The 22,078-nt window shown below is 45.2% G+C and carries 20 protein-coding genes; 12 read left to right on the forward strand and 8 right to left on the reverse strand.

Features of this window, described 5'->3' with window-relative positions:
* Positions 1-221: 221 nt before the first annotated feature.
* The 6 genes from V7R35_RS13600 to V7R35_RS13625 all read right to left on the reverse strand — a co-directional run bounded on the left by V7R35_RS13600 (position 222) and on the right by V7R35_RS13625 (position 6,886).
* The gene (locus tag V7R35_RS13600; RefSeq protein ID WP_334015437.1) at positions 222-1,049 is read right to left on the reverse strand and encodes a symmetrical bis(5'-nucleosyl)-tetraphosphatase; all 828 of its coding nucleotides are present in this window, start codon (positions 1,047-1,049) and stop codon (positions 222-224) included.
* A gap of 26 nt (positions 1,050-1,075) precedes the next feature.
* Positions 1,076-1,450, reverse strand: coding sequence for a Co2+/Mg2+ efflux protein ApaG (gene apaG / locus V7R35_RS13605; RefSeq protein WP_334015438.1), 375 nt, complete (start codon positions 1,448-1,450; stop codon positions 1,076-1,078).
* A 6-nt stretch (positions 1,451-1,456) separates the two neighbouring features.
* On the reverse strand, positions 1,457-2,284 hold the full coding sequence (gene rsmA, locus V7R35_RS13610) for a 16S rRNA (adenine(1518)-N(6)/adenine(1519)-N(6))-dimethyltransferase RsmA (protein WP_334015439.1): 828 nt from the start codon (positions 2,282-2,284) through the stop codon (positions 1,457-1,459).
* A complete protein-coding gene (gene pdxA / locus V7R35_RS13615) occupies positions 2,281-3,267 on the reverse strand; it encodes a 4-hydroxythreonine-4-phosphate dehydrogenase PdxA (protein WP_334015440.1) in 987 nt (328 codons plus the stop codon). Before pdxA ends, rsmA begins: the two co-directional genes overlap by 4 nt.
* A 20-nt stretch (positions 3,268-3,287) precedes the next feature.
* Positions 3,288-4,571, reverse strand: coding sequence for a peptidylprolyl isomerase SurA (gene surA / locus V7R35_RS13620; RefSeq protein ID WP_334015441.1), 1,284 nt, complete (start codon positions 4,569-4,571; stop codon positions 3,288-3,290).
* Positions 4,572-4,633: 62 nt separating this feature from the next.
* Positions 4,634-6,886: an LPS-assembly protein LptD gene (locus V7R35_RS13625; RefSeq protein WP_334015442.1), complete on the reverse strand. Its 2,253-nt coding sequence runs from the start codon at positions 6,884-6,886 to the stop codon at positions 4,634-4,636.
* 292 nt (positions 6,887-7,178) lie between these two features.
* Here V7R35_RS13625 and djlA point away from each other — a divergent pair, with 292 nt between their 5' ends.
* From djlA to V7R35_RS13685, 12 genes are all read left to right on the forward strand, one after another.
* Positions 7,179-8,039: a co-chaperone DjlA gene (gene djlA, locus V7R35_RS13630; protein WP_334015444.1), complete on the forward strand. Its 861-nt coding sequence runs from the start codon at positions 7,179-7,181 to the stop codon at positions 8,037-8,039.
* Complete coding sequence (gene xerD, locus V7R35_RS13635; RefSeq protein ID WP_334015446.1) at positions 8,039-8,977, forward strand: site-specific tyrosine recombinase XerD; 939 nt, start codon at positions 8,039-8,041, stop codon at positions 8,975-8,977. Before djlA ends, xerD begins: the two co-directional genes overlap by 1 nt.
* A 341-nt stretch (positions 8,978-9,318) precedes the next feature.
* Positions 9,319-10,047, forward strand: a complete 729-nt coding sequence (gene dsbC, locus V7R35_RS13640) for a bifunctional protein-disulfide isomerase/oxidoreductase DsbC (protein WP_334015447.1) — start codon at positions 9,319-9,321, stop codon at positions 10,045-10,047.
* 181 nt (positions 10,048-10,228) lie between these two features.
* Positions 10,229-11,953 carry a single-stranded-DNA-specific exonuclease RecJ gene (recJ, locus tag V7R35_RS13645; RefSeq protein ID WP_334015448.1) on the forward strand — a complete coding sequence of 575 codons (1,725 nt, stop codon included), beginning with the start codon at positions 10,229-10,231 and terminating at the stop codon, positions 11,951-11,953.
* Positions 11,954-12,036: 83 nt separating this feature from the next.
* On the forward strand, positions 12,037-12,321 hold the full coding sequence (locus V7R35_RS13650) for a hypothetical protein (RefSeq protein ID WP_334015449.1): 285 nt from the start codon (positions 12,037-12,039) through the stop codon (positions 12,319-12,321).
* 35 nt (positions 12,322-12,356) lie between these two features.
* Complete coding sequence (gene recO, locus V7R35_RS13655) at positions 12,357-13,061, forward strand: DNA repair protein RecO (protein ID WP_334015450.1); 705 nt, start codon at positions 12,357-12,359, stop codon at positions 13,059-13,061.
* A gap of 263 nt (positions 13,062-13,324) precedes the next feature.
* Complete coding sequence (pdxJ, locus tag V7R35_RS13660) at positions 13,325-14,062, forward strand: pyridoxine 5'-phosphate synthase (protein ID WP_334015451.1); 738 nt, start codon at positions 13,325-13,327, stop codon at positions 14,060-14,062.
* Between the two features lie 19 nt (positions 14,063-14,081).
* Positions 14,082-14,462, forward strand: coding sequence for a holo-ACP synthase (gene acpS, locus V7R35_RS13665; RefSeq protein WP_334015452.1), 381 nt, complete (start codon positions 14,082-14,084; stop codon positions 14,460-14,462).
* 77 nt (positions 14,463-14,539) lie between these two features.
* Positions 14,540-16,042: a 23S rRNA (uracil(1939)-C(5))-methyltransferase RlmD gene (gene rlmD, locus V7R35_RS13670; protein ID WP_334015453.1), complete on the forward strand. Its 1,503-nt coding sequence runs from the start codon at positions 14,540-14,542 to the stop codon at positions 16,040-16,042.
* Positions 16,043-16,054: 12 nt separating this feature from the next.
* Positions 16,055-18,238 carry a GTP diphosphokinase gene (gene relA / locus V7R35_RS13675; protein ID WP_334015454.1) on the forward strand — a complete coding sequence of 728 codons (2,184 nt, stop codon included), beginning with the start codon at positions 16,055-16,057 and terminating at the stop codon, positions 18,236-18,238.
* Entirely contained in the window at positions 18,216-19,109 is an 894-nt protein-coding gene (mazG, locus tag V7R35_RS13680) for a nucleoside triphosphate pyrophosphohydrolase (RefSeq protein ID WP_334015455.1), read from the forward strand. Before relA ends, mazG begins: the two co-directional genes overlap by 23 nt.
* 234 nt (positions 19,110-19,343) lie before the next feature.
* A complete protein-coding gene (locus tag V7R35_RS13685) occupies positions 19,344-19,715 on the forward strand; it encodes a YbaN family protein (RefSeq protein WP_334015457.1) in 372 nt (123 codons plus the stop codon).
* Between the two features lie 9 nt (positions 19,716-19,724).
* Here the strand turns inward: V7R35_RS13685 and V7R35_RS13690 are convergent, their stop codons facing one another.
* Together V7R35_RS13690 and V7R35_RS13695 are read right to left on the reverse strand one after the other, a co-directional pair.
* On the reverse strand, positions 19,725-20,891 hold the full coding sequence (locus V7R35_RS13690) for a hydroxymethylglutaryl-CoA reductase (protein WP_334015459.1): 1,167 nt from the start codon (positions 20,889-20,891) through the stop codon (positions 19,725-19,727).
* 245 nt (positions 20,892-21,136) lie between these two features.
* A complete protein-coding gene (locus V7R35_RS13695; protein ID WP_334015460.1) occupies positions 21,137-22,051 on the reverse strand; it encodes a hypothetical protein in 915 nt (304 codons plus the stop codon).
* Between the last annotated feature and the right edge of the window lie 27 nt (positions 22,052-22,078).

Raw genomic sequence — 22,078 nt, forward strand, 5'->3', positions numbered from 1 at the left:
CCCCTCTAGCGCAGTAAAATATACCTTTTCGCTAGCACTCGTTTCTACATACGCCGAGGTAAGAGAATAAACTACATCGTTTGGAACACGTTATTGTATCGGCTACAACAACTTAATGTTTACCTAAATTGCTAGTAGATGAATAATTTAAGTACTGGTAATACCAGTGCTGTGACGAGCTTTGCTTTAAATCCGAAAACTAAGAAGTGAAGGGCGTGGGCTTAAGCGTCAATTTGTATAAGTTCGTTTGAATTAAGGTTAAGCATGGTCATTGACTGTCCCCACACATAACCTGTGTCTAAACCTATAAACTGGTGCTTTTGTGTTTGCCCTGACAGCGCAGCCCAATGGCCAAAAACAACGCGGTCGTTTTTATCCAGTTTAAGGTTATCTACAGTGAACCAGGGTTGAAGTGAACTATTGACGCTGTTAGCGACGGCACTAGGATGAGATTTATGTTCGAAGTCTAATACGTTGATGTTCTCTATAAAGCGCATGCGAGTGCACGCATTTACAATAAAACGAAGTCGCTTTTTACCTTGTAGGTCATTGTCCCAACGGTTGGGCTCGTTCCCATACATGTCGCTTAGAAACTCAGCGTAATTGTCGGCACGAAGCACCTTGCTTACTTCGTCACTTAGGCTAACAGCCTCGTCGATTGACCACTGTGGATACAGGCCCGCATGAACCATTATAGTGTTAGGCGCTATGTGTTTTACCAGCGGAAACTGTCGAAGCCAGTCAGTAAGCTCTTGTAGGTCGTTAGCCTTTAACAGCGGGTTTAATTTGTCTGATTTTTTCGCTTTTCGTAAGCCATTAATAACGGAAAGCAAATGCAAGTCATGATTTCCCAGCACGCTTGAAAACCCGTTTCCCAGCGACTTTAAAAAACGAAGTGTGCTAAGCGAGTCTTCACCTCTTGCCACTAGGTCGCCCACCGCAAGCAGTGTGTCCGAGTCGGGATTAAACTTAACTTTATCTAGTATACGGCGAAGGCCTTCATAACAGCCTTGAATATCGCCAATGACGTAGGTATTGCTTTGCGACAATATAGCTTTCTCTGCGCTTAGAAAAATTAATGGAGTATATTAGGTACCGCTAACCGAAATACAGCGATAGGAACACGGAAGCGTTCTCCGTTTTCCCGCTCCATTTCGTAGTAGCCTTCCATACTGCCAACGGGAGTGTCAATAACAGCACCGCTAGTATACTCGAACGATTCACCTGCTTTCATTATAGGCTGTTTACCAACAACGCCAGCACCTTCTACTTCTGACGCTTTTCCATTGGCATCACAAATGCGCCAGTAGCGGTTGATAAGCTGCACTGTCTCAAGGCTCTTATTCTCTATCTTAATGTGATAGGCAAATGCGTATTGCTTTGAATCCGAAGGAAGGTGCTCAGGTAGGTGGCGAGTGTTAACTCGCACCTCAATGTCTGGAGTATCCATAGCAAATTACTGCTCTTGCTGGCTTTCTTTTGCTGAAACCGCATTTGCCAATGTGGCAAAATCGCTAAGCGACAACACTTCTGCTCGGCATGTTGGATCTATCCCCAGTGCTGAAATTTCTTCTTCACTTAGGCAGTCTTTCAGCGAATTACGAATGGTTTTACGGCGTTGATTGAAAGCTTGTGCACATACGCGCTCAAGCGTATTTACCGACTCAACATCAACAGGTGGTGTCTGATGTGGTATCAATTTCACCACCGCCGAGTCTACTTTTGGTGCAGGCTTGAAAGCGCCTGGCGGCACGTTCAGCACAGGGATAACGTGGCAGTAATACTGCGCCATAACAGACAATCTGCCGTAGTTTTTCGAACCAGGGCCCGCAGCAAGGCGGTTAACCACTTCTTTTTGCAGCATGAAGTGCATGTCTTCAATGCTTTGCGCGTGGTCGAATAGGTGAAACATTAACGGCGTTGAAATGTTGTAGGGCAGGTTGCCGAAAACGCGCAGCTTCTTGTCTTTTTCCGGCATATCTTTCAATAAGGCAGAAAAATCCATTGTCATTGCGTCTTGCTCAATGACGGTAAGCTTTTCACCGTTAAATGGGTGATGGCGTAAGCGCTTGGCAAGATCCCGGTCTAGCTCAATAACGGTCAGTGCGTTAACTTCTTCGCATACAGGGTCGGTAAGTGCGCCTAATCCAGGCCCTATTTCAACCAGGTTTTGCTCGTTCTTTGGGGCAATGGCGGCAACAATTTTTCCAATCACGTATTCATCGTGAAGAAAGTTCTGACCGAAGCGCTTTCTGGCCGTGTGGCCTAAATGTGTTTTACTCATTGTTGATGATGTGCAAGCTCAATGGCTTTTTCTAATGCTTTTCTGAAACTGCCCGCGTCTGCTTCTCCTGTGCCCGCTAAATCAAGCGCGGTACCATGATCGACAGATGTACGAACAAAAGGAAGGCCTAAGGTAATATTCACCGAGGCGCCAAAACCCTTGTATTTTAGCACGGGTAGTCCTTGATCGTGATACATTGCTAACACAACATCGGCTTTATCAAGGTATTTAGGCTGAAAAATAGTATCGGCAGGTAACGGACCGGTAACATGCAAGCCTTCTTCACGCAGCTCATCTAGGGCTGGCGTGATAGTTTGAATTTCTTCTTTACCAATATGACCATCTTCACCCGCGTGAGGATTTAATCCGCATACATAAATATTAGGCTCTTTAATGCCAAACTTTAATTTTAAGTCGGTATTAATAATATGAATAACTTTATGAAGGCGTTCGCGCGTAATGGCCTTAGCTACATACTCTAGAGGAATGTGGGTGGTGGCAAGTGCTACATTCAGCCCTTCTGTCGATAACAGCATAACAACGTCAATAGTGTTCGACTGATAGGCAAAAAACTCGGTATGGCCACTAAAAGACACGCCCGCTTGGTTAATAATGCCTTTGTGAACAGGGCCCGTAACCACGGCGTCGAAGTCCCCATCCATATTAGCTTGGCAGGCTTGGCGAAGGGTTTCAACAACGTATAAGCCGTTGTCGCTATTAAGCGTACCGGCTACTACATCAACAGATTTGTCTATTTGCTTAATATACAACGAACCCGCATTTTGAATTTGCGGGTTATTGGCGTCGTAATCAATAAGGGTTAGCGGTAGGCCTAGCATCTCAGCTCTTTGTTCAAGCATGGCTCTGTCGGCGAATACCACAAGCTGAGCCTGCCATGCTTCTTGGGCCAGTTTAATAATTAAATCTGGCCCTATTCCCGCCGGCTCTCCCGGTGTTATTGCAATTTTAATCGGTGTACTCATGTACTAATGTGTCTTCTCTCTTATGACTCGACAACTTCTACATACGCTGAATCGCGCATTTCACGTAGCCAGTTCTCGGTTTCTTCAGCAAACTTTCGGTTGAAAATCAGCTGATAGGCTTTGTCTTCTTTGCGCTTGTCAGTCGCGTCATCAACGCGGCGCTCTAGTAGCTGGATTAAGTGCCAGCCGTGAACGGTACGCACAGGTTGACTAAATTCACCAGGCTCTAGGTTTGCTAGGGCTTCTGAGAATTCAGGTACGTAAACTTTTGGATCTGACCAACCTAATTCACCACCACGTAGTGCTGAACCAGGATCTTCAGAATGCTCTTTCGCTAGTTCTGCAAAGTCTGCATCGCCATTTATTACGTCTTCTTTAAACCCGATAAGCATTTCTTTTGCTTTGTCTTCACTTAAAATAATGGAAGGTTTTACGAGAATGTGACGAGACTTCACTTCTTCAACGGTCACTTTTTCAATACCGCGCGTGTCTATTACTTTTAGAATGTGGAAACCTGCACCACTTCGAATAGGACCTACTAGTGAATCTTTTTCTTTATCTTGGATAGCTTCAGCAAAAAGCGTTGGCATGGCGTTAATATTCAACCAGCCCATGTCACCGCCTTCAAGTGCTTCGTTACCTGATGAAGAGGCAATCGCAATTTTGGCAAAATCAGAACCTGACTCTAATAAACCAATAACTTTGTCAGCACGCTCGCGCGCAGCTTGAATGTCTTCATCAGATGGCTCTGGTGGAAAACCGATAAGTATATGACCTAGACGGTATTCAGCCTGCTCTGCACCTTGTTGTTCCATTACAGATAGCAACGTTTCAATTTCTTGAGGCGTAATGTAAACACGGCGACGTACGTTAGCGCGGCGCACTTCACCCATGATAATTTCTTCACGGATGTCTTCGCGATAGTCTTCATAAGCGATACCGTCAGCGGCAAGCTGCGCACGTAATCGTTCTACTGTTGCACCTTGGTTAGTTGCAATGTTGCTTATCGTTTGCTCTAGCTGAGGATCGCTAATACGAATACCCATGCGCTCGGCCATTTGTAGCTGAAGGTTTTTAGTGATCAATCGCTCAATGGCTTGAGTGCGAAGTGCGCGGTCTGATGGCAATTGCTGGTTGTTTGCTTGCGCATTGCGTTTAACTTCCGCTACAAGCGCGTCAATCTCGCTTTCTAGCACTACGCCTTGGTCAACAATAACAGCCACACGGTCAAGCATCACCTCTTGAGCAACGGTGTTAAACGAAAGAAGGGCACCTAACATCAATGCACGGATAATGAACTTCATAAACACTCTTATTTTATTAGTTAATTGCACTCACGCGTACCACTGGTACGCACAATTGCGGGTTAATTTAAACTATAAGGCTGTCGATAGCCAAACATACCGTCTTGCAGCATGCTTCTTCTTGTTCCAGATGAACCAATACCTTTAAAGATAAATTGCAGCGAAATACCAGAGTCGAAATCGTCAATAGTTTGCTCGCCTCTTGCATTAAAGCGATTGTTGAGCGTGCGCTGAGCCACTAGACGAATGGCCCAACAGCAAGACTCATATTGAATACCAGTATAGGTTTCAACGCTGCGATGTCTTTCCAAATCTCGGTAAGTTCTGCCTACCCATTGCCAATTTTCAGAGATGGGCCAGCTTGCCGATACACCAATTTGGTCAATGGTTTCACCACTTAAATCTCTTACATAACGATGACTGAGTTGTATAAAGCGACTGGCATCTTTTCGGTATTCAACACCAATACTGCTTAAATCAACTTTTTCTGTTTCAGTCGTTACCTGTACATCAGTGTGTAAAAACCAGTTTTTATTCACACGCCAATCTACTTCGGCAGCTAGCGCAGAGCGGTCTTGATTCTTCGTAGCTGCAATTACCTTGTTATCTTCAAGGTAGAATATCTGACCCACGCTCAATACAAATTGTTCCCTGTTGTTTTTATCTAACAGGCGCGTGGTTGCACCAAGTGTAATTTGGTTGTTGTCGTTAATACGGTCAAGGCCAGTAAATTCTTGGCCGCGAAACAATCCTTCAACATCGGTTAACAGTGGCGTTGAGTCGTAAAAACCAATGTCAGTTTGATCTTCGAAAGACGTATACAAATACTGCACTTTTGGTTCAAAGGTCATTGATAAGTTTTCATCGAACCACGATTTTTCGCGTTCAAAGAAAAGGGCACCGTATAGTCTTGCTTGACCTAAGGTACGATCAACGTCTTCCGCTAGTGGTGTTCCTTCAACATTGTCTTGTTGGTAAACCGTTTGAAAAATGGTGGTTTCAGCAACAAATTCACCCCAAGCAGCGCGCAGCGGCATGGCAAGGGTAGGCGCAATGTGAAAACGGGTTGCAGTAGGCGCTGTGTCGAGCGCGTTGTCGAAATGTGCGAGCTCAGAGTCGATGCTAATTTCGAATAAGTCACCCAAAGGCTTGGTGTAATTTACCTTAATTTCTGGCACCGCACGGTAGCTATCAGCAATATTACCAAGTACTTCAAAGTCTTTTACCTGCATTTGCAGAGCAATATTTTCAGAGTAATAGCTTAGCCCAACACTTCTGTACAAATGCGTATCGGCACGGCTGTAATAATCGCTGCCTAAATCTAACAGGTAGTTATTGTCGCTTAACCCGTTGAAATCAACGTTAAGCAGCCAGTTGTCGCCAATTAACCCTTGATGCTCTAAACGATAAAAGTAACGGTCTGGGTTACCGTCAATATCTGAGTCACTCGGCAAGTATTCAATATAGGCTTTACTTTGGCTTGTCTCGCTTAAGTAGCGAAACTCGGTATTTAACTGCACACCGCGACGGGTCATCAAACGCGGTGAGATTGTCATGTCGTAATTAGGTGCCATGTTCCAGTAAAACGGCTGGGTGTAATCTACACCTGTACGACTTGAGCTTGTTAAGTTCGGAAAAAGCAGGCCAGTTTGACGCTGGTTACTTACTGGGAAGGCAAAGTAGGGAAGATAAAATACAGGTATATCGGCAATGTAAAAACGGGTATGTTTAGCCTGACCCCATACGGTTCCTTTTTCTAAGCTAATCTCACTGGCACGAATCTGCCAGTCTTCTTGCCCCTCTGGACACGTTGAAAAACTTACATCGCTAAGCACAATGCCAGTGTCTGTCGCAAGAAGAATATCCTCGGCAGCACCTTGACCAACGAAACCGGTAAGTTGATACCGCGTGTTTGCCATTTCTAGGCGCTCTTCGGTTGCGCGAAGTGTGACAGAATCGCTTTCAACTTTAAGCTGAGCATCTTGGTACACTACATCGCCTTTCGCGATGAGATCTCTGCCACCGCCGTTAACCTGTGCTTGCGATGCGCTTATCACTGCCGTGTCTGAGGTAATATCAACATTGCCTGAAAACAAGGCAACTGTGTCTTCAATAATCTCTGTTCTGTTCGCTTCTACTTTTACATGCCCTTTAGGCATAAGTGCTTCACTACTAAAGGTCACTGGCTCAGCCGAGCAAAACGCAACGGGCGCAGCTTCGGTGACTGTATTTGTAGTGTTTGCTAGTGTTTCCTGAGCTATCGCGACAGAAGGCAAAAGGGTCGCGGAAACGAGCATGGCGCAGGTATTTTTCATGCGTAAAAGGACGGCCTGTTTTATTGTTTGTGCTTTTTTACTCTATTTAAGAGACGCGTTCTTTAAAAGAGTTCGGCAAATTTTTCATTAAGCCCTCAATTCTAAGCACTTCTGCTTCAATAACCAACCATTGAGGTAAAAAAATGCGCTTTTTCTGTGCATTTTATCTCTTTTCTTTATATTTGCGGCTTTGGTATATTGCCACAAGACAATTTAGGGGGCATAAAACCAAGCTTCCTTTCAACTTATAAAAGCGTGTCAAGCAGATAGCCGCGCTACGGAGAGCTAATTCATGTCAATTTGGGGAAAGATCCTCGGCGCTGTTTTTGGGTTTATGTTTTTAAAAATCCCAGGAGCCATTTTAGGGCTCATCGTGGGTCACTTCTTCGATAAAGCATACAGCCAAGACTTCAATCGACTCGGCGGGTTTGGACGCTTTTTTTCTGACCAAGACAGCCTTAAACAGCAAGCCATATTTTTCCACAGCCTTTTCAGCGCTTTGGGGCATTTGGCAAAAGCAGACGGTAAAGTAACCAATAAAGAAATTGAAGTTGCTACGGCACTGATGGACGAAATGCAGCTTACCGGTGAAGCCAGACGCGAGGCGCAGGAAGCATTCCGTGAAGGCAAGGCAAGAGATTTTCCACTTGTCGATACTCTTAAAGGCTTTTATGAGGCTACGCACGGGCGCAGAGATATTCTTCAAGTCTTTTTGGAAATCCTTATTCAAGCCGCATTTGCTGATGGGCAGCTTTCTCAAGAAGAGTATAACGTGCTTGAAAAGGTGGCGAAGCCCCTTGGTTTTAGACGTCGTGACTTAGACTATCTTATTTCTATTTATGAGGCTGAAATACGTTTTCGCCGAGGCCGCTCACAGCAGTCTCGACAAGGTGGCTATCGTCACGGCGCTCATGGTCAGCAAAGTACTTATTCGGAACAGCAAAGTATAGACGATGCCTATCGTATTCTTGGCGTTTCGGCTAGTGACGACGAAAAGGTAATAAAGCGAGCATATCGCAAGCGCATGGCTGAACATCACCCCGATAAGCTGGTATCGAAAGGGTTGCCCGAACAAGCGATGGAAATAGCGAAAAAGAAAGCGCAAGACATACAGTCAGCATATGAGCTTATTAAGCAGAAGCGTGGTTTTTAATGGCCGGTAAAGCAAGTAAACCAGCGCGAGAATTAACTTATGTGCCCGCGGCCAGCCAAGCACATATTGATGGCTTCATCGACATGTTGTGGTTGGAAAAAGGGTTGTCAGAGCATACACAGCAAAGTTATCGAACCGACTTAACTAAACTGGCTATTTTTAGTAATAACATCGGAGTCAAAGACATCGCTGTTTTAACCACCGAGCAACTTCAAGATTACTTGGCATATCGCCATGACAAAGGGTTGTCTACGAGAAGCACGCAGCGAGCACTTAGCGCAATTCGGGCTTTTTTCGTTTTCTTAATTAGCAAGCAAGTACGCGTAGATAGCCCTGTTTCTGCGCTGTCTAACCCTAAAACGCCAAAGTCGTTGCCCACTTCGTTAAGTGAGCAACAAGTAGAGGACTTGTTGTCAGCTCCACTTACCGATGACCCCATCGAATGTCGTGATAAAAGCATGCTAGAAGTGTTGTATGCAACAGGGCTTCGCGTTAGCGAGTTAATTGGTTTAACCATGGATCAAATAAGCTTGCAGCAAGGTGTTGTAAGGGTTGTGGGTAAAGGTGATAAAGAGCGATTAGTGCCACTTGGCGAAGAGGCTATCGAGTGGCTATTACACTACATTAAAACCGCGCGACCTGTTCTTGCATCAAAACAGTCAGATTTTGTGTATTTAAGTAAACGTGGGCAAAAAATGACGCGCCAAACGTTCTGGCACAGAATTAAATATTACGCTGTAAAAGCCGGCATTGAGCAGCATTTGTCGCCGCACACGTTGCGCCATGCGTTTGCTACGCATTTGCTTAATCACGGTGCCGACCTGCGTGTAGTACAAATGTTGCTAGGGCACAGTGACCTATCAACAACTCAGATTTATACCCACGTTGCAACAGAAAGACTGCAAACACTGATACACAGCCATCACCCAAGAGGGTGAACGGGCAATGGTGCAGATAGGGCAGACAGAGTAGAGAGTGAAAAAGGGCAAAAGGTAAACAGGTGTGCTATCAAGTAGCGCATTCACACGATAAGTGGTGGGCGTGCGTGTTTTAATAGCAGTGTAGTGTGTTAGCATTAATGCAATTTTTAACAAGGTTCGTCGGTCTGATAGCTAAATGAAGAACCGAATAGCTTATTTTTAAAAGCTGGTTTTTAACAGCTAAGCTTTTATCTAGCATAGCTCGTACAGGTAATCAGATTTCGCGGCGTATTAACTATACTCATGGTAATAGTGACCGCTTACGAATAAAGCCCAATGTGGCTGATGGAGTAATTTAAGTGAAAGCAGTAAAACAGTTTATCCTTGCAGGCGCGATTGCCGCTACCTCGCTTCTTAGTTCAGCTGTATTTGCCGCAGATGAAGCAGCAATAACAAACAAACTTACTTCAAAGCTAGGGCTTGAGGTAGATTCGATAGCAGATTCGCCGGTAAAAGGTTTGGTTCAGGTATCAACAAACCGTGGGCTTTTTTATGTAAGTGAAGACGGTGAATATTTGCTTCAGGCACGCGTTTTTAATATTGATGCTGAAATGCGTAACGAAACTGAAGTTGCGCTATCGTCACTGCGTGTTGAAGGTGTAAATAATATGGCGTCTTCTGCCATTGTGTTTAAAGCTAAGGACGAGAAGCATGTTATTAGCGTATTTACCGACATTACCTGCGGTTACTGTCGTAAGTTTCACAATGAAATTGATGAGCTAAACGAAAAAGGTATTACTGTTCAGTACCTTGCGTTCCCCCGCTCAGGCTTAAACAGCCCGAACTACAACGACATGGTGTCGGTATGGTGTGCTGAAAATCCACAGCAGGCATTGACAGACGCCAAGGCGGGTGACGACGTTGCTGCTGCTAGCTGTGCTAATAAAGTTGCAGAGCAGTATATGTTAGGTCAGAAGCTTGGTGTAAACGGTACGCCAAATATCATTCTTCCAGACGGCTCACTTATTCCGGGTTATCAGCCTGCAGCGTTACTTTCACAAGCATTAGACGCTGCCGCTCAGTCTTAAACGAATAGCGTCCAAACTTTTTTGGTACGGGTTATTTATTCGAAAAAGAAAACGCACGATTTGTGCGTTTTTTTGTTTTATGCGATATCATTTCGCGCATATTTCACAGCGTTTCGCTTTTTTGCCTTGTAGGCTTAAAACATAAAACGCTGCCATCTACATAATTAGAAAGTGATACTTCATGATCCTGCCCATTGTACGACGAGATGTCGCGGGAGCGTCTTTAAGCGAAGACTTGCACCCTGTTATTGATAGAATTTATCGCGGCCGAAACATTACGCATATCGACGACTTAGAAAATGGCTTAAAAGGGCTTACCCATTTCAATGCACTAAAAGGAATGGCTGAAGCAGCACGTTTATTGGCTGATACTGTTGAGCAGAACAAGCGTTTAATCATAGTAGGCGACTTTGATGCCGACGGCGCAACAAGCACTTCGGTGTGTATGCTCGCGCTTAAAATGATGGGGCATACCAACGCAGACTTCTTGGTGCCCAATAGATTCGACTTTGGCTATGGCTTAAGCGTGCCTATTGTTGATGTTGCGGCAGAGCAGGGTGCTGACATCATTGTTACCGTAGACAATGGCATTAGCTGTATAGACGGTGTGAAGCACGCAAAACAGCTAGGCTTGCAGGTATTAGTTACCGACCATCACTTACCGGGTAATGAATTACCGCCCGCAGACGCTATTGTTAACCCTAATCAACCTGGCTGTACTTTTATATCCAAGAACTTGGCAGGTGTTGGCGTGGCCTTCTATATAATGCTGGCGCTTAAAGCAGAGCTGCAGCAGCGAGGTTATTTTGAGCGAACAAATATAGCGCCACCAAATTTGGCATCGTTACTAGACATTGTGGCAGTAGGCACTGTTGCCGACGTGGTCGTGCTTGATAAAAACAACCGTATTTTAGTGCACCAAGGCCTTCAGCGTATACGCGCGGGTAAATGTCGACCAGGCATCAAGGCGCTTGTGGAAGTGGCGAATAGAGAGTGTTCGCATTTAACGTCCACCGATCTAGGTTTTGTTGTTGGCCCGCGCCTTAATGCGGCAGGGCGATTAGACGATATGTCGCAGGGCATTGCCTGTTTGTTAGAAGACGACACCATTCAAGCGCGCATGATTGCCGCAGAGCTCGATGCTTTGAATAAAGAGCGCCGCGAAATTGAAACGGGCATGAAGGCGCAAGCCGAGCAAGCATTGGAAGAAATGGCGATTAATGAAGGCGATATTCCGGCTGCATTGGTGGTGTATAGAGAAGACTTTCACCAAGGTGTAATAGGTATTGTTGCAGGTCGCCTAAAAGAGCAGTATTTAAAGCCAGTCATTGCTTTTGCTCATCAAGACGATGAAGTTATAAAAGGGTCGGCACGTTCAATACCTGGCGTGCATATTCGCGATGTGCTGGATGAAGTTAACACGCGCTATCCTGGTGTAATAGATAAATTTGGTGGCCACGCTATGGCAGCAGGTTTAAGCTTGCCCGTTGTTAAATTAAAAGCATTTGAGCATGCGTTTGTTGCGGTTGCACAAGAGCACGTAGCAAAACTAGATGGTAATCATGCTTTGCTGTCAGACGGAGACTTGTCGGCCAGCGAATTAAGCTTACCCTTTGCCCATTTATTGCGCCAAGCTGGGCCTTTCGGGCAAGGTTTTGAGTCGCCGCTGTTTGACGGAGAGTTCGAATTACTCGATCAGCGTTTAGTAGGGCAAAAGCATTTAAAAATGGTGTTGCGAAGCCAAGGTTTATCAGAGGTAGATGCAATAGCATTTAATATCGATATAAAAGCGTGGCCTAATGCAATGGTAAAACGGGTTCATATTGCATATCGACTAGACGTAAACGTTTTTCGTGGCCAAGAAACTGTGCAGCTTATTATTGAGCAAATTGAAGCGTGCAAGTAAGTACATACATACCTTAGGGTGTATTTTTCGAAAGCCCTAAGGTTTTGGTGCAACGAAAGAATACCGATAAAAGTAGGGTTAATGTGGCTAAAACAGAACGACAAAAGCTGTTAGAAAAGCACGGACAGCTTAATCAAACTGACAATGCAAAAGTGATATCTCACGTGCAGCGAGAAGAGAAAGACAGTGACTGGGTTCGCCACACTATTATGCTTGATGGAATTGATGTTCCCTTTATTTATCGGCGAAAGCAGCACTATCAAAATTTAAAAGGTGCCCGAGTTAACGTGACGTATTATCGCCATGTTGAAGACGTTGCCGGCATTGAGTTTGAAACCATGAAAGTGGTTAGAATTAAACGAAGCTAGTAGCAAAGAAAACCAAAATAAAAAAGTAGATGACAATGAATGATGAATGGTTGAACGCGTATGTGTTGCATAGACGTCCCTATCGTGAGACCAGTTATATTGTTGACTTTTTTACACTGGAAGAGGGGCGTATTAGCGCGGTAGCAAAGGGCGTTAAAAACAGTAAATCTGATAAGAAAAGCCTGCTACAACCTTTTCAACATTTACGTATTCAACTTAGTGGCAAGTCGGAACTTAAAAACCTGCGGCATGTTGAAAGCGTGTCGCCATCAATATCTCTTGTTGGCACCGCCTTATTTTGCGCCATGTATGTAAACGAGCTTTCAAACCGTATATTGCCAGCTGGTCTAGCCAGCGACGGCGTATACAGTGCGTATGAAAGTGCACTAAATGCTCTACACCTTAATGGCGACATTGAAATAACGCTTCGTGAATTTGAATTTGCCTTACTAGATGAAATGGGGTTACTGCCCGACTTCACTACTGATGTAGAGTATGAAATGCCCATTGAGGAAAAAGGCAGCTATCACTTTCAACCTGATGTAGGTTTCATACAGATGCCAGATAATATGGCTGGTGCTAGGGGCTTTCCTGGCAGTGCATTGCTGTCACTGGCGCAGGGAGAATTCACACCGTTAAGTAAAAAGGTGGCCAAAGTGTTGTGTCGCGATTTGCTGAAGCCACTTATTGGTTCGAAGCCGTTAAAAAGCCGCGAACTTTTTATGCCGCAAAAACGCTAACAAAACCTGGTTATTCCAAATGCATCACTTAAATCGTTTACCCTTTTCGATTACGTTATTTAACGTGTGTCTCTAAATAAATTATTTTCTTTTAACACAAGTAGGTAGGGTCGTAATTGTACCCCTAGAAAGTAAAAAGTTTGCTACAATCCGCTCATTCGTTTTGAGGCCAGCGGCTACTTCTTTCAGTGTCTAACTGGTTCAACACAACTCTATTAACTTATGAGGCTGATACGTCAGCGTCTTCAATGCTAGGTGATGAAATGAGTACGATACTTCTAGGCGTTAACATCGACCATATTGCAACATTGCGCAACGCGCGCGGAACCCATTATCCAGACCCAGTGCATGCCGCAGATATCGCTGAACGCGCTGGAGCCGATGGCATAACGGTGCACCTTCGTGAAGACCGCCGCCATATTAAAGATCGCGATGTACGAATTCTTGCGCAAACCATTAATACTCGCCTTAACCTAGAAATGGCAGTAACGGATGAAATGTTGGCCATTGCTGAAGAAGTAAAGCCAGTATTTTGCTGTTTAGTACCAGAAAAGCGTGAAGAGCTTACCACCGAAGGTGGGCTTGATGTTGCCGGTAATTTCGATGCTATCAAAGCCGCTTGTGACCGATTAGCGAACGCGAACATTCTTGTGTCGTTGTTTATTGATGCTGACAAAGCACAAATCGACGCTGCTGCGAAATGCAACGCCCCGTATATTGAAATACATACAGGTCAGTACGCAGAAGCGACCAGCGAGGAAGAGCAAAATAAAGAGCTAGCACGTTTGGTTGAAGGCATTGAATATGCCGACAGCTTGGGGCTAAAAGTGAACGCTGGCCATGGTTTGCACTATCATAATGTGAAGCCAATTGCCGCTATTCCTCAGCTTATTGAGTTAAATATTGGGCACGCTATTATCGCTCGAGCAGCGTTTGACGGCTTACATACTGCCGTGGCAGATATGCGTAAACTAATGCTTGAAGCGCGAGCTGGTATCTAACATAAGGTAACTATGAACTATGGCAATTGCTGGCTTAGGGACAGACATTGTTGAAATTGCGCGTTTAGGTAAAAACGACGAAGTGAATGAACGTTTAGCCAAACGCGTTTTAACACCCGCTGAGTGGCAACAGTTTATAGAGCATAGTTCGCCTATTCGCTTTTTAGCTAAGCGTTTTGCAGCCAAAGAAGCCGCCGTGAAAGCACTTGGAACCGGTATCGGTAACGGCATTAGCTGGCAGCATATTGAAGTACGCAATAACGAACTTGGCGCACCATCACTGGTGTTTAACGGCGCGTTTAAAGCAAAATGTGAGGCTCGAGGCATTACTCGTAGTGCAGTGAGTATTTCAGATGAGCAGCATTATGCCGTTGCTACCGTTATACTTGAGTCAGACTAAACGTTGTCATACAGCGCACATTTTTATTACACCTAAACGCCTATAATCAATGCACGGCAACTATCCGGAGATATTCCTTGGCAAACCTTTTTAAACAATCGCGCAAGAAAAGTGCATCATCATCTAGCGTTAAAAAAGGGGCAAATGCCAATGCTCAGGTTGCCGGATTACGTTTTGCAAAAAAATCATCGATTGCGACAAAGCGAACCGACATCGTCGATAAAAAAGGTCAACAGAGTAAAACTAGTGAGAATATAGTCTCTATCTCAATTGATACTTTGGATTGGATGGGGCAGGGAGTTTCACGCGGCAATCCCACCTATTTTGTGCAAGGTGCGTTGCCAAAAGAGCAGTGTGACGTTGAAATACTGTCCGTTAAAAAGACGGTTGCACAAGCGACTACGGTTAACGTTGTCGCACCATCTGAACATCGCGTTGAACCATTTTGCCCTGTATTTGAGCAGTGCGGTGGATGTCAGTTGCAGCATATTGAGCCACAAGCTGCGCTGTTACAACGAGATACCGCGCTACGTGAGATGATGGAGCGCCAGTTGTCGATGTCAGCATCGGCATGGCAGAAACCCTTGTCTGGCGAACGTCCACAGTATCGTCGTAAAGCAAGGCTCGCTATTGATGCGCGTAATGTTGATAACGTTAAACTGGGTTTTCGCGAGGCCGGCAGTAATAAAGTGGTTAATGTAAACACATGTCCCATATTAACGCCCACACTCACTACACTTCCTGGCTTGTTGCAAAACTGTATATCAGGCTTTGATAGTGCAAAATACATCGGGCATATTAGTTTGATGGAAACCGACAGTAATGAAAACACGAATACGGCGTGGGTTACAATCAAACACACCAAGCCTCTTGAGCCTTTGTTGTTAGATACACTTATCGCACTGGCCAAAGAGCAGTGCTTTACGCTTTCATTAGAAAACAAGCGTGGTGCAATTCGCTCGTTATATGACGCCACACAATCTGAGTCTCTTCGCGATACTGCGTCAAGCGCAAAAATATACACCGTTGACGGTTTTTGGCTATCTCCCTCAGCCAATGACTTTGTTCAAGTAAACAAGGCAGTGAACGAACAAATGATCCATCAAGCGCTTTCATGGCTTGATGTGGGAAGCGACGAGCGGGTGGCCGACTGGTTCTGCGGGTTAGGTAATTTTACCCTGCCTCTGGCGAAAACGGGGGCGCACGTTCAAGCTGTCGAGGGCGTGGCCGAAATGGTGCAAAGGGCAAAAGTTAATGCATCAGCACAAGGCATTGAAAACGTAGAGTGGTTACATTTAGATTTAGCAGATGAAACGAACGTTGAGCAGTCACTTTCACAAGGCTTTGACAAAGTATTGCTAGACCCCTCGCGAGATGGTGCATTGACGGTTTGTCATGCCCTTGTAAAAGCAATGCCAAAAGCGATAGTGTATGTTTCTTGCAACCCAAGTACTTTCGCAAGAGATGCAAAAGTGCTGCTTGAAGGCGGTTTTACTATTGAAAAAGCTGGAGCGGTAGAAATGTTTCCTTTCACTCATCACATGGAAATGATGGCGCTCTTCACAGCAGTATCGCGGTAACGAGTAACGGATATGGTATCGACAAGAAAAGTGCATGAGGCCGACAGGCCACCGTTTGAAGCCTGGTTAGACAGTCTTGGTTTAGCTGACGAAACCAAACACAAATTAAGCGCGGTTTCCGCTATTCCAGAGCGACTGCTGGTGGGGCAGGAAATGGTAGAAATACTGTGTCAGCTGAACATGGATGATGCCACGCTTCAGGCTGCGCTGGTTTTTCCGTACTGCGAACAGCATGCACTAAACGAAGACGATATCTATGAAGAGTTTGGCGGTGAGATACGCGACCTTATTGTTGGCGTACGCAGAATGGACGCCATTAAAACGCTGCACGCTAGAAAAGTAAGCGGCTCTGGTTTTGCCGAGAAGTCAGACGAACAACATATCGACAGTATTCGTCGAATGTTGCTGGCAATGGTGGAAGATGTGCGCGCCGTTGTTATTAAAATGGCAGAGCGCATTTGCGCCCTACAGCAGGTCAAAAAAGCCGACGAAGAAACCCGTGTAATGGTTGCCCGCGAGTGCGCCAGCATTTATGCACCATTAGCAAATCGTTTAGGTATTGGCCAGCTTAAATGGGAGCTAGAAGACTTAGCCTTTCGCTACCTTCACCCCATAACCTACAAACAAATTGCGCAGCAGCTTGATGGCAAGCGCAAGGCCCGCGCTCAGTACATTGATACCATCGTTGATGATCTTCAGGGGCTATTAGACAACGAACATATTCGCGCCGAAGTGTATGGCCGCCCCAAACATATCTTTAGCATTTGGAAGAAAATGCAAAAGAAGCGCCTTACGTTTGAGCAGCTTTTCGATATTCGAGCGGTTCGTATTATTGCCGAACGCCTACAAGACTGTTATGCCGCGCTGGGCACGGTGCATGCCAGCTATAAGCATTTGCCAGCTGAATTCGACGACTATATTGCAACTCCAAAGCCAAACGGATATCAGTCTATTCATACCGTTATTGTGGGGCCTGAAGGTAAGTCGGTAGAGATACAGATTAGAACACAGCAAATGCACCAAGACGCAGAGCTTGGTGTAGCGGCGCACTGGAAGTACAAAGAAGGCAGCACGGGTAAACAATCGGGCTACGATGAGCGCATCAACTGGCTTCGCCGAATATTAGCGTGGCAAGAAGAAGTGGCTGAGTCGGGCGATTTAGTGGAAGAACTGCGCAGTCAGGTGTTTGATGACCGCGTGTACGTGTTTACGCCAAAAGGCGATGTAATAGATTTACCGCAAGGCGCAACACCGCTAGACTTTGCTTACTACATTCACAGTAATGTGGGTCACCGCTGTATTGGCGCCAAGGTTAACGGGCGCATTGTGCCGTTTACTTATTTGCTGCAAAGCGGCGATCAAATTGAAGTGCTAACAGGTAAAGAGCCAAACCCCAGTCGAGACTGGATGCATCCAGGCCTAGGTTACGTACATTCCTCGCGCGCTCGCGCTACCATTCATTCTTTCTTTAAAAAGCAAGACAGAGACAAAAACCTTGCCGCTGGTAAAGAGCTTTTAGAACGCGAACTTCACCGTGCCCACTTACCGGCAAAAGTGCCTAACGAGGCAATAGACAAGTTTAACGTTCAAAATATTGATGACCTATATACCGCAGTAGGCGCTGGTGACGTTAGGGTAATGCAGGTGATTAATTATATTCACCACTTACAAGAGCCTGTACCTGAAGAGCCAGAAATAAGCCCAAGGGTAAAAACACGCAAATCCGCAGCGGGTTCGGGCAAGAAAGATGCTGTAGTAGTGCAGGGGGTTGGCCACTTAATGAGTCAACTTGCCAACTGTTGCAAGCCGGTTCCCGGTGAACCTATTTTAGGCTATATCACGCAAGGCCGTGGTGTTAGCGTGCATAAAGAAAGTTGCGACCAGCTTCAGCATTTGTTGTCACAGCACCCCGAACGTCAAATAGAAGTGAATTGGTCTGAAGCGCTGAAAGTGGGCTTTGAAACGGGTATTGATATCTTCTGCCATGACAGAAACGGTATACTGCGTGATATCACTACTGTATTGGCAAATGAGAACGTGCCGTTACTTGGCGTGAATAGCTTAAGCGATAAAAACAGACAGACCGCGCTAATTACTATTTCAATTGAAGTACAAGATTTAGACACTGTGTCGAAGGTGCTTACACGCTTAAGGCAGCTAAAAGGCGTAACAGATGCACAACGAAAGCGAAACTAAGAAAAGCAAACTAATGCTTACTGAAACGCAGCGCTTGCTGGCCATAATGGCGCAGCTGCGCGACAAAGATTCAGGCTGCCCTTGGGATGTTGAACAAACCATGGAAAGTTTAACGCGCTACACCATAGAGGAAGCGTATGAAGTGGCCGATGCCATTGCCAATGGTGACATGGGCGATATCAAAGATGAACTTGGTGACCTTCTGTTTCAAGTCGTGTTTTACGCACAAATCGCTAGCGAACAAAGTGAGTTCAATTTCGATGATGTGGCGCGCGGTATTAGCGACAAGTTAGTTAGGCGACACCCTCATGTTTTCGGCGACGGTGACAACAATCTCGGCTCAACAGTGCAAAAACTCAGCCACGCATCGCTTAATGCGCAATGGGACGCCATAAAGGCGCAAGAAAAGCTAGCAAAGCAACAAAGCCAATCAAGTACCTCAGTGCATGAGAAAGAAAATGCCAATATCAGTATTCTTGATAATGTGCCATCGGGTATGCCTGCATTAATGCACGCACAAAAGTTGCAAAAAGCCTGTGCAAAAGTGGGGTTTGATTGGCCAGAAGTTACGCCCGTACTGGAGAAAGTACGTGAAGAGGTAGATGAAATAGCCCAAGAAGTTGGGATAGAAAACAATCATGCCGCTATTGAAGAAGAAATTGGTGATGCGCTTTTTGCGATGGTGAACTTGTCGCGGCATTTAAACGTTGATGCAGATACTGCACTTCGAAAAGCCAGCCATAAGTTTGCCAACCGTTTTAAAGGCGTAGAGCAATTAGCACACACTAAAGGTGATGACTTAAATTCACTTACCCTTGATGAAATGGAAGCCCTTTGGCAGCAAGTGAAAGCAATGCCCTTAGACCCTTAGTTTGTCCACCACATATTTCATTGTTTGCTTGTAACACATTAGAGCACTACCGCGTGTTATCAAATATGATCTCAAAAAGATAAAAAGTATATCGGTAGCTTTGTGCATCTAATGTAAAAATAAACTATTCTTTTCAAAAGAGAGCTCGCTACGTTGTAATTGCGTCCGACCGCATATTAATGTGTCTATTAGTGAGTAAAACTTGTATCGATGACATGTTTGAGTGGCTGTTTTATGGGGAAATCAATCTATCTTCTCGGTGGTTTAATTCTGACTGCAATTGGCATTGTGGGTGCTTTTTTACCTGTGTTGCCAACTACGGTTTTCCTCATTGGCGCTTTGTTTTGTTTCGCCAAGTCATCGCCAAAACTTGAAGTATGGTTGTTAACGCATCCTCGCTTTGGTGATAATTTAGTTGCTTGGAAACGTCACGGTGCCATTTCTAAGCGAGTAAAATGCATTGCCTGTTGTAGTATGCTTATTAGTTTTATCTTGGTGTGTTTGCTTGCTTCCTTGCCTTTGCTAGCTTACGTTGGTATTGCTATTTTCATGGGCATTGGAGCGTACTTTGTAATCTCACGCCCCAATTTGACTACTCAACAGTAAACAACTGTGTTATCTATTTCGGCCGAAGCGTTCATGGCTACTCACCCATTCATCTGCGACAACGGCGGAGCCTAGCGACAGGTCACCACACAACACCGTGGCGGCAACAATTTCTGCGAACTTGTTTACGCTGCCTTTGCCACTGCAGCCTAAAACACTAAGGCATTCATTTTGAGTAGCAAGGCCCGTGCCCCCACCATATGTGGCGACAATCAATGACGGGATCGTAACTGAAAAATAGTAATCACCTTGAGGCGTAATTTCTGCAAAGGTAAACCCGGCAGAGGACTCCGCTACATTCGCCACATCTTGTCCGCAAGCAATAAACAGTGCGGTTATACCATTTGCAAAATGAGCACCATTACTCACACTTCCCGCCATCATGGCCCCCATATTGGAGTACTGGCGCTGCTTATATAGTGCTTCTGGCGTGCAATGCATTATATCGGTAACCAGTTGACGAGGCAGGGTCACTTCAGCGACTACGCGTTTTCCGCGAGTATGCAGAGAGTTAAGGTGAGAGTGCTTTTTATCTGTGTCCAAGTTAGCGGCTAGTACAAAGTGATCAATCGGGAAAGGGTAGTTTGCCATGATCCACTCACAGCCCGCTTTTGTGGCTTTACTTACCATGTTTTGGCCTGCGGCATCACCACAAGTAAAGTTAAATCTTAACCAGCGTAGCTTAGAGACCGCGTGCTGTTCGATGTCGCGCAAGCGCCCAACGCTTGTTGTCGCATCACACGCCGCTTTAATGCTTGAAAAATGTTGTTTTACCCAGCTACCAAACGCGAGTGCTTCGCGAGCGTCTTTAAAGGCAAACATAGGAGCGCGCTGCATGGCGTCATCAATTACCGTGGTAGTTACACCTCCTGCTTCACGCGTAAGACGCATGCCACGGCTATAACTGGCAACTAAGGTACCTTCTGTCGTGGCCATAGGCACAAAAAACTCACCGTTAGCGTGTTCTCCATTTACGTGCATAGGACCGGCAAAGCCCACTGGTATTTGTGCAACGCCCGTGAAGTTCTCAATATTCCCTTTAAGCGTTTCTTCAGGCACAGAGTAGTGACCGGTATGGGTCAATGCAGTACCAGTTTGAGCTTCAATAAACTCGCGACGGGTTTGACTCATTTGGGCGCTATGATCATTACTCTTTGTGCGTGGGATCTTTGCCATCCGCTTACTCCGGTTACATACACTGTACTCATAGTAAAAGTGAAGTAGACGGAAGAAAAGCGAGTCACTTTTATACACATGGATAACTTATGTGAATGAATTGTTAATGTTGGTGGTTCACGCCCTATGTCCACTTACTAATAAAACCGATATTTACTAGTTTGGCCTCTGACCCGCTACAACTATGAAAGACCTATGGCCAAAGTCTTGAGATTAAAATCGACTAAGCGCCCTTTGGGAGTCAACTAATTTTCCGGCTTATATTCGTCGCGTAATGCTTTGATTGCTGCGCTAGCATATTTATCCCATTGCGCGTAGTCGAGGACGTAAGGAATGGCGGGGTTTTTTAAAGCATGGGTTGTTCTTGAAGGTGATTCCACAATCGATGCTGCTTTTTTATGGCCTTCTTGTGCCTCAAATAATGCTGACAGTTCGCCGTTTTCTAACAAGCGTATTAGTCCAACACGCAAACGATTAGCTAGTGCGGTATTTTGAGGGCTGACAAAAAAATACTCGTAACTTGGGTATTGGAGAAGATGATTTTTTTCTAATGCAATAGCTTTATCAGAGTGACGTGCCAAATCGCGATGAACCTCTATAACGTTACGAGGAAATCCGTCGACTAAATTTTTCTCTACCATGAAATACATCGATTGAAACCATAAACTCCAATCTTCGCCCGAGACGGTAAAGCCATTATATTGGAGTATATCAAGGTCAGGCCAATCAACGCCTTGGACAAGCGTCATTGATTTGAGTTTGTTTACACCGAGTTGTGGATGGAAGTCCGATTGACGCTCAGGGCTTATAACCAACACGCGGTGACCCGAAAAACCTTTCAACAGTGGAAGTTTAATTGGGATAAGTTTTTGTTCGCGAGTTTGATTTGTAACGCTCCACATCACATCAGCATCACCTTTGACCAGTGACGCGAGTTGCCGACTTTGACTCATTGGATGGGGATGAGGAACGACTGACGTTGTACCAAATTCAGACGTAGCATTTAGCGCTGCTTGCAAAACGGAGACGTGATAATGTCCGTAGTCACTGTCGGCAAATGCTCGGGTGTAGATTATTTCGTCCGTTTCGTTTGCCTGCGAAAAACTGATAGTAGTTATCAACAACCACGAACTCACGGCGAAGTACAAGACGTTTTTCATTTCTTATTTTTGTTTAAAAATACAACA

Source organism: Alteromonas sp. S167, from assembly GCF_036864375.1.
Taxonomy (GTDB): Bacteria; Pseudomonadota; Gammaproteobacteria; order Enterobacterales; family Alteromonadaceae; genus Alteromonas.